Origin of the sequence: Anabaena sp. UHCC 0399 (assembly GCF_034931465.1) — a bacterium.
In the GTDB taxonomy this organism is placed as follows: Bacteria; Cyanobacteriota; Cyanobacteriia; order Cyanobacteriales; family Nostocaceae; genus Trichormus; species Trichormus minutissimus.
In genome coordinates, this window is the sequence record NZ_JAYGGZ010000036.1 from 63,510 (window position 1) to 72,995 (window position 9,486).

General features: G+C 39.2%; 5 protein-coding genes. All 5 read left to right on the top strand.

Annotated features, from left to right (window positions below):
- The first annotated feature begins 240 nt into the window (after nt 1–240).
- The 5 genes from VB693_RS19030 to VB693_RS19050 all read left to right on the top strand — a co-directional run bounded on the left by VB693_RS19030 (nt 241) and on the right by VB693_RS19050 (nt 9,461).
- Nucleotides 241–489 carry a helix-turn-helix transcriptional regulator gene (locus tag VB693_RS19030; RefSeq protein ID WP_323267606.1) on the top strand — a complete coding sequence of 83 codons (249 nt, stop codon included), beginning with the start codon at nt 241–243 and terminating at the stop codon, nt 487–489.
- 100 nt (nt 490–589) lie between these two features.
- On the top strand, nt 590–3,820 hold the full coding sequence (locus VB693_RS19035; protein WP_323267607.1) for a type ISP restriction/modification enzyme: 3,231 nt from the start codon (nt 590–592) through the stop codon (nt 3,818–3,820).
- A 10-nt stretch (nt 3,821–3,830) separates the two neighbouring features.
- The gene (locus VB693_RS19040) at nt 3,831–8,099 is read left to right on the top strand and encodes a helicase-related protein (RefSeq protein WP_323267608.1); all 4,269 of its coding nucleotides are present in this window, start codon (nt 3,831–3,833) and stop codon (nt 8,097–8,099) included.
- Nucleotides 8,100–8,357: 258 nt separating this feature from the next.
- Nucleotides 8,358–9,032, top strand: a complete 675-nt coding sequence (locus tag VB693_RS19045) for a hypothetical protein (RefSeq protein WP_323267609.1) — start codon at nt 8,358–8,360, stop codon at nt 9,030–9,032.
- A 90-nt stretch (nt 9,033–9,122) separates the two neighbouring features.
- The gene (locus tag VB693_RS19050) at nt 9,123–9,461 is read left to right on the top strand and encodes a hypothetical protein (protein ID WP_323267610.1); all 339 of its coding nucleotides are present in this window, start codon (nt 9,123–9,125) and stop codon (nt 9,459–9,461) included.
- The last annotated feature ends 25 nt before the right edge of the window (nt 9,462–9,486 follow it).

Sequence of the window (9,486 nt, forward strand, 5' to 3'; positions counted from 1 at the left end):
CGCATCTACTCATTACCCCGCGATCGCCTCCTGCTTGCGGTTACGCCATCGCCTGTCTGCTACATTTCCTCTAAGAATTTAAGTTCAATATCACTGAAAAATATTCCAACTCAAAGCAAAGAATTTTACATATTTTTCATGATTACGGGTATACACTGAGGTTGTTACCGCTTCAGCATGACTAAAATGTGACAAATAATATAGCACCTGCTACTTAAGTTAGTGGGTCAAGTTTCCTTAATGACTATCAAAAAACCCTTGGCTATCAAACAGCCAGAGGTAGGGCAGATTATTCGTGATCTGCGACTTTTGGCTGGACTAACACAAGAACAGTTTGCACCAACTCTAGGTGTCACTTATACCACAATCAATCGTTGGGAGAATGGGCGTTCTAAACCATCGCCACTAGCAATGGAGAAGATTGAAGGGATGTTAGAGAAGATGGGCGACAAAGGTCAGGATTTGCTGGCTAAGTATTTGCTGAATTAGTTTTTGGCTCAGTTTTGATGTGAGCGGTGTCTGTGATGTGGCGATGGTCGTAGATTATCGCAGATTTGACGTGACTATTAAAGATTCATGAGGGACACGAATGGTTTTCACTAAAGAACAGTTGCAGGATGTGATAGGTGGCACAGATATAAATCGTGTTGAAGCATTGCGGCAGATGTTAGGATATCCGGTGAAAGAGCGTGACCCTCTTGGTTCTCGGTTTTGGTATTTGCGCCCAGGTGCGGATGAGGAAGAAGCAGAGGAGACTTGCCCAATTGCTGTTGGCTTTTATGAGGAACTATCAGGGGCAACAGACCACGAAATCAAAAGATTTTTGACCTCAAAAGAACAGCAACAAGAAATTTATGGGCATTACACAAACCGAGTTGCTGAACAGCAACCAGTGATGTATTTGCTACTGCCTACTGAAGAAGTCACTGGTCGAGTACCGTTAGTGCTGCCAAATGAAGGAGGGTTGCGCCAACGGCAAATCCAGACTTTTGATTGGAATGAACCGCAACTAATAGCACGGTTAAATCGTTTAAAACAAGGGGAACTGCCAATTGCAGCTAAGGGACTGCGTTCAGTTCCCTTGGTGGAGTGGGTTTTCTATGAACCAATTAAGACGGCGAAGGAACTAGCACAATTGTTAGCTGAAGCAGCCCGCCGGATTGAGCAGGCAATTCTTTCGGTCTATAAAAAAGAAAAAGCTGATGGGTATTTACACAACCTATTGAAGAGTTTTCAACGGGAGCTACTGCCCACACTGCAATTGACTTCAGATAACGAGAAAGATTACAGTTTTGCCGATATCTACGCCCAAACCATTGCTTATGCACTGTTTACAGCAAAGGTATTCAGCTATGTGAAGGATAAGCGCGAGGGACGCGAGAAGGAAACGCATTTTGACCGTGAATCTGCTTGGCAACAGTTACCAGAAACTAACCCCTTTCTCCGCAAGCTGTTTAAAGATGTGTCAGAGCGTGAGCCTGAAGAATTGGGGGATGAGTTGATAGGTGCGATCGCAGATATTTTTGGTATTCTCCGCGCCGCCAAGATGGATGCAATTTTGTCGGATTTTGAGAAGAAGATTGGACAAGAAGATATTATTATTCGGTTCTATGAAGATTTCTTAGCAGCATATAAACCACAAATGCGAGAACGTCGGGGTGTTTATTATACACCTGAGCCTGTGGTGTCTTACATGGTGCGTTCTGTAGATATTTTAGTGAAGGAAAAGTTTAATAAACCTTTGGGTTTGGCTGATCCAGAGGTGATGATTCTTGACCCTGCTTGTGGTACTGGTACGTTTTTATTGTGGATTTGCAAACTCATATATCAACGGTTTCAGGAGTCACCAGAAGCACTCACAGACGGGTTAGATGATAAGTCTTGGTCTGGTTATGTTAAACAACGGTTATTACCTAGAATATTTGGTTTTGAGTTGTTGATGTCCCCTTATGCAATCGCACATTTGAAAATAGGGCTATTTTTAGAAGAAACTGGGTATCAAGTTGATAGTAGTAACCGATTGGAAATTTATTTAATTAATACTTTAGAAGATATTACATTAAGAGAAGAAACACAGCAGTTAAACTTAGCTATTCCCCAAATGGAGAACTTGATTGCTGAAGAAGCTAGAGCAGGTTCTAGGATTAAAAAACAAGAACCGATTATGGTGGTAATTGGTAATCCTCCTTATTCGTATGATTCTAGTAATAACGAAAAATGGATTAGTGATCTAGTCAGAGATTATTATAAAGTGGATGGTAAAGATTTAGGAGAAAGAAATCCTAAAGGTTTACAAGATGATTATGTAAAATTTATTCGATTTGCACAGTGGAGGATTGATGAAACTAATCAAGGTATTTTAGCTTTTGTAACTAATCATGGTTTCTTAGATAATCCGACATTTAGGGGAATGCGTCAGCATTTGATTAATAGTTTTGATGGGATTTTCATTTATGACTTACATGGAAATAGTAAAAAAAAGGAAATTTGTCCTGATGGTAGTAAAGATGAAAATATTTTTGATATTCAGCAAGGAGTAAGTATTATTTTAAGTGTTAAAGGAAAGGATGAATATATCAATCATTCTAGCTTATACGGTTTAAGAGAACATAAACATAAAATATTAAGCAAAAACACAATTGATACTACTACTATTGAAAAGCTTAAACCTCAATCTCCTTTCTATCTGTTAATTCCACAAGATACTAATTTATTAGTGGAATATGAAAGAGGGTATAAAATATCTGAAATTATGCCTGTCAATTCTGTTGGGATTACAACTGCTCGTGATGATCTGACAATCCATTGGAGTAAGGATGAAGTTTGGGATACTATACAAAAATTTTTAAGTTTGCCTCCAGAAGAGGCTAGAAGTCACTTTAATTTGGGTAAAGATGCAAGAGATTGGAAAGTTGAATTAGCTCAAGATGACTTAAGAAAAGATTTGGATTTAAATAGAGTAGTTGGAAATCGAGTTTTACCAATTTTATATAGAGTGTTTGATATAAGATATACATATTTTACTGGGAGATCAAGGGGATTTCATAGTATGCCTCGTGGTGAAATAATGCGTCACATGATTTACGGGGAAAATATGGGTTTATTAATATCTAACCAGGTCATTAATGAATTTCGCCATATATTTGTAAGTTCTATTTTAACTAATAAAAATGCTACTGATACAGCAGGTATGTTTGGTAGCGGCCCTTTTTTCCCCCTCTACTTATATTCAGATCCAACTGCTACATTACAACAAGATAAACGTCCTAATTTTTCGGCAAACTTTCTCAAGAATATAAAATTAAGACTTGGGTACTTACCCACTCCAGAGGCTATATTTTACTACATTTATGCCTTCTTATATTCTCCTACATACCGCACCCGCTATTCTGAATTTCTCAAAGTAGATTTTCCTCGTATCCATTTAACTAGCGATAACAGCTTATTTCTTCAGCTAGCAGAGTATGGAGAAGAATTAGTAGGCTTACATTTAATGAAACTCCCTAGATTAAATAACTTTATTACAAAGTTTATAGAAAACGGTGGTAATCAAATAGTTGACTCTGGATATCCTAAATATAATCAAGGCACAGTTGTCATTAACAAAAAAAGTGATAAGTTTGCTGGAGTTCCCGAAGAAGTTTGGAACTTTTACGTAGGTGGTTATCAAGTCTGCCAGAAATGGCTCAAAGACCGTAAAGGACGCACTCTCACTTCTGACGATATCCAACATTACCAGCGTATTGTTGTAGCCCTCAAAGAAACTATTGAACTAATGGCAAACATTGACGCAGTAATTCCAGCTTGGCCTATTCAGTGAGTTATTAACCATGCTTGAAAACTTTATCCAAGACCTAATTCGCAAACAACGCCCTTACTACCTACTCCAAGGTAATCCCATCAAAGGCGTTGACAATCAATACTGGCTCGTCTTCAAGCACCGCGATGCTGACAGGCTGTTAAAAACAGTTGTGAAGTTCTTAGGTATTGGTGGTAAACAAGCGACTTACAAAATACTACGAATTGACCCAAGAAGTGCTAAGGTTTTTGAATATATACCCATAAAAGATGGAAATGTACCTAGTGTCTCTTTGCTGCGAATTAGTAATTTAAATGTTATTGAAAAATTCCTTCAGAAAGAAAGTGTAACCAAAGAAAAGGCTTTACTTGCTGGCAGCTTTTTAGAAATTAAAGGTCGTCTTCGTAGATTCAATTTGCCTGATCAGCTAGATAAGTACAATGTCTTCATCGGCTCTGCCCTAGAACGCACCCAAATTTATCGCCGTTCTACAGCTTACTTTGATAGTGGTGTGCTGAAACTATATGAAGAACCTCTTGCTTCAATTGTCCAAACTGAAGGTCAAATTCGCCTATTGATGGACTGGCAAGGATTCACCAAGCAAGCGGATGTCCAAGAACTGGAGAAATTACAAGACCCTAACTACCGCGCCCAATTTGCTCATCTGACCCTAACTGAATTCCTTAAGGGTTTAGAAGATAGTGCATTTAGTGGTACAGAAATTTTGGCTGAGTTAGTTCGTCTGAATTTTTTGCAAATTAAACTCGTCAAAATGGAATCAGGACGGGGTATCTATCACAAAAAAACTGGCATCCTGAGCGACCAGTTAGAAAACCACATTCTGCATGAAGGCTCAGATAATTTTACCCGTGCAGCACATTCCAAAAATGCTGAGAGTGTAACTTTTCTTTATTCTTGGGATTCTCGTTTAGATACAGAAGCCATATTTGAAAGTATTGGTCAGTTTGATACTGAGTGGCAGCGAGATGATATCACCTTTGACTTAACCCAAGAGTTTTTACAGCAGGTGTTGACGGAACGCGATCGCCGTGCCGAGTTAAAAGAACCAGTTATTGAATCTATCAATCCTGATGAGTTTGTCCCTGGAGAAACCACCCAAGTTGAAATCACAGGTCAAAATTTAGACAAAATAGAAAGCATTGAGGTTGTAAATGATGAATTGGTGAAAATCACCATTGATAGCCAAGATTCTGAACGAATTATTGGTCAAGTTGAGGTAGACCCAGAACATCCGCCGACAAAGTTAACCGATTTTAAAGTTACAACAGGCGACGGTGTTTATCACAACTCACCCGAAAATCCGCCAGCCGTCAGCCAATCCCTAGAAATACCAGAGTTCAGTGAAATTGAAGGGTTTAAACAAGCTGTAGAAATCATTTTGGCAGGGAATCACGGCACACCTAATGATTTTCTCTACTGGTTGGCACAGCAACGCCCCCGTCAGTTTCGCGTTGAACGTAGTGATTTATTGGATGAACTGTTAAATGAAGGTATCTTGTTTGAACACCAAAAATCTGGAGCGCAACATTGTCTAAGAGTCATGCAGGATTTTGGTGTTGCTGTCTGTGCTGATGCTGTGGGATTGGGTAAAACTCGATTAGCCGCTACTGTCTCTCGGTTGTATCGTCAGCAGAAGGGTCAAGCTAAAATTGCCATCATTGCTGCCAAAAAACTTCATCCCAACTGGGAACGAGAAATGGCTGAACTTGGTTTTAAATCAGGTGATTACGAACTCTACAACAAAAACCTGATGAGCCGCAAAGGTAGTAATTTCCTGGCGGACTTCAATCGTTATGGTGGCCCCGACTTAGTTATTATCGATGAAGCTCACGAAGGCATCCGCAATTATAAAAACCGTATTCACAAAACCTGTGCAGCAATTCAAGAAAGCGATCGCAAGTCTGTTCGGCAACGTTATTTTCTACTCTTGACCGCTACACCTTGGAACAATCGCCGGGAAGATATTTATAATATTCTCTCGCCCTTTATCAGCCGTCCTGAAGGATTCAATGATTTAAAGTTTCCTGCTGAAGTTGCCCAATGGTTTCAAAATCGGGATATCGGGGTAGAAAATTTTACAGACAACACTGAACTGTTTCGCCGCACATACCGGGAACTGTTTCTTCAACGCACCCGCCAAATGCTGCGAGAAGCCACTCCAGATTTAAATTTGTATGCAAAACGGATAGCAGAATGGCTACCTGTGCATTTTGAATTGAGTACAGAACAAGCTCTTGAGCAGATTTTCACCCAATTTGAAACCAGTCTTTTCATCCCCTTTGCTGATCCAATTCGCTATTTAACAGGTAGTGTCGAACGGCGAAGTCTTTTAGGCAACCAACGCCGATTCTTCCTTCAACGGGCTGAATCGAGTATGTATGCCCTCAATCGGACTATTAAAAACTTTGGCGATCGCATTCGACAGATGCAATACCGCCTAGAATCGGTTTCTCCAGATGCCGATGGGCTGAAAGAATTTTTACTAATTCACTACAACTTTGAATCCGATAAAAAGGATAAACCAGAAAGTTTCTTAGATGATTACAATCGTGAAGGCTGGGAAGAGGATTATGAAGAAGGAGAAGGAGACGAGGACGAAAACGAGGTAGAACAACAACAAAAGCGTCAGCAGTTAAGGCGGTCTATTGATATTGCCACAGATAACTTACGAGATAATCCTAGCAATGCCCAAAAAGTTTATGAGCGAATGTTGGCTGATTGTGAGGGTGATTTGCATCAGCTAAAACAGATACAAAACCTGTTAATAGATGAATTTCTGGTTGACCACAAACGCAAGCAAGTTACTCAAAAAGTAGGAGAACTGGTAAGTCAAGGTCATAAGGTGCTGCTAATTTCAACTTTCAGTGACACCGTAATTGATTACTACCGTTACATGACTCGTGACAGTGCGATCGCATCTAAAGGTATTGGGATGCTGATTGGTTCTACAAAGCTGTATTACACAAATAATTCAGACAAACCTCAAAAAGTAAGTCCTGGTCACGCACTGCAACCAAAACGTAGCCCAGTTACTTTAAATCGCCAAGAAATATTTAGACTGTTTGCCCCAGACGCTACTTGTAAAAATACCACAGAACGCCCCAAAGCAGAGGAAGAAATTGCAGTATTAATTGGTTCAGAAACTTTATCAGTGGGTCAAAATCTACAAGATGCTGATTATTTGATTAATATTGACCTGCCTTGGAATCCTATGATTTTGGAGCAGCGCATTGGACGGATTGACCGCCCCAAGCAACATAAAGCTAAGAACATTTATGTTTATTATGCCAACAGTGAAAGCCAACTGTTACGGCAAGCTTCTCGCCTATCAAATCTGAATAAAAAACTCGTAGGAGACTTAGCCCAAAATGATGGAGACATCGCTAGTATTGAACCTAACCCCAACATCCCTACCATTTCTAGTGTCAACACATTGGGGGCTTCTATTTATGGTGATACCCTATTTGATGATGAAATTCTGCCAGGATACATCGACTTTGTTCAGAGCTTAGTCAAAGCTAGAAAAATAGAGCAGGGGAATTTACAAGAAGATGCCTATAAAAAACAGGAAACTAGCCGCGACCTTTATACCCAAAATGAGATTCTGCATAGTGAAGAACTAAGCAAGTTACTAAAAGAATTGGGTGAAGATTACCAAGCCAATCCAATTGCTATAGGTCGTCGCACTGGTGAAAAAGATGAAGCTACCGGATTAGTAGCTTTAACAGTGCAATACTTTGGGCCAAATGGTGAACCAATTTCAGAGAAACAGCAGACTTTGTTCTGGAATGACCAAACTGGGGAAAATGATGGTTATGGTATTGCGATCGCTACTGCCTTCAAAACTCCAATAGCCGGAAATGTTTTTTCCTCAAAATATTTACTATCATGCGCTCAATCTTTATATAACAAACTGGTGGGCTTAAAACAGCAGCAGGTTGCTGAATTAGAACAGCCAGAAACCCTAGAGAACATTAGCGTTACCTCTGAGCGCATTACTAAAATTCAACGTCGGGTGAGTATGCTTGATCACTTTCCAGCAGGCTTAGACCGAGCAACTGTTAAGAGTACGTTAAAAAAATTAAACACTTGGAAGGAGATGAAGCCTGTACAAAAACTTTTAAAAGACTATACCGATGGGAATAAAGCAATTTTGGATGATGAAAATTTTGTTATTCAGCTAGTACAAGATACGGACAGACTTAACCTAATTGCATCTGAAGGAATTAAACCTACCAGTATGCAAGTTTCTTTAGCTGCTCTTTTATTAAGGGCATAAGCGATCGCAGTCCGCCTAGTCGATGTCTTCGGCAATGATGCGGGTGCAACAGTAGAGGTGAAGTAATCCAAATTTCAGTATTTTAAAACCCTGCTATTACTAAAGAGATATTAGTAAGCGATGCAGTTCATAAATAAACAGTAATGACATAATTACTGTTTCAAATAACCCCCTAAATATTCCTAAATTTTTGATAGTATTTCAGACTTTTATGGCAGTAATTATGTTGGTTCACCAAGCAATTAAAGGATATTTAATATGAGGGATAAAGTATTTGTTCACATTATAGAATCACCGTCTGATGAAAATATGCTTGATGGACTAACAGAAGGACGTTCCCTTGCATCAGCACTTGAATTAGCCGGAATTCATCATTGTTACAATTTAGTAACAACAGAAAAATCATTGCAGATAGCACTTTATGGTCGATTATCGGAGGAAATACAGAAGAATGGAATGTTACCAATTCTTCACTTTAGTATGCACGGTGGTACTGGAGGTATTCAACTAACAGACAATAAAATCATTACATGGCATGAACTTTATCAACTAATAATGCCAATTCAACAGTTATTACAAAAATACTCATTAGATTTACTAATTTGTATGTCTTCTTGTTATGGCAGTTTCGCCACTCAGATGGCTCAAATTAAAGAAGGAGATATTCCGTTTCAATTTCTAATAGGAAATAGAGACATGATACATTGGAGTGATGCAGCAGTAGCTTATATAACTTTTTACCATCTTTTGTTTAAAGGTTTTGATCCTAATTACTGCTATGAAACTATGAAATTGGCTTCAGGTAACGACCAATTTGAAATATACAATGGTCAACAAGTTCATTTCAACTGGATTACATATAATCAACAGTTCAAACAAAATTTGGCAAGAGAAGTAGCTACAAGACTCAAACAGCGACAGATTAGTTATTAGTCTTTGTACTACCGAGGCGATCGCCTGCGGCGGGGCGTAACCCATCGCACACAGCTATGTTATGAGTCTAGATTCAAAGGAGTCGTAATTATGGATGAAATTGTTAGAAAATTAGCAGGCGTTGGATTACCAGCCGTTGTACTTCTCATCACAATGGCATCAACTGGTTTAGCTGGTGCTGCTGCTATTACTGCGGCATTAGCGATGTTAGGGCCAGGCGGAATGATTGGTGGTGTTGTATTACTTGGAATCATAGGTTTAGCATCAGATGCACTAACCAAATATGGATTGAGCGCACTACTCCAGGGAATTTATCAAGAGAGAAAAGCTAAAGGTGAATCTTTGCATAACCTCTGTAAAGAAATTGATGGTTTACCAATCACTAAAGAATTGAAGCTACTTATTAAAGAACATATCGGTGGCATTTAAGTAGATTGCGATCGCTATTCACATC

Bases quoted from the DNA above. Each gene is read 5' to 3' on its own strand.
- VB693_RS19040 (WP_323267608.1), top strand. From the start codon at position 3,831: ATGCTTGAAAACTTTATCCAAGACCTAATTCGCAAACAACGCCCTTAC.
- VB693_RS19035 (WP_323267607.1), top strand. From the start codon at position 590: ATGGTTTTCACTAAAGAACAGTTGCAGGATGTGATAGGTGGCACAGAT.
- VB693_RS19050 (WP_323267610.1), top strand. From the start codon at position 9,123: ATGGATGAAATTGTTAGAAAATTAGCAGGCGTTGGATTACCAGCCGTT.
- VB693_RS19045 (WP_323267609.1), top strand. From the start codon at position 8,358: ATGAGGGATAAAGTATTTGTTCACATTATAGAATCACCGTCTGATGAA.
- VB693_RS19030 (WP_323267606.1), top strand. From the start codon at position 241: ATGACTATCAAAAAACCCTTGGCTATCAAACAGCCAGAGGTAGGGCAG.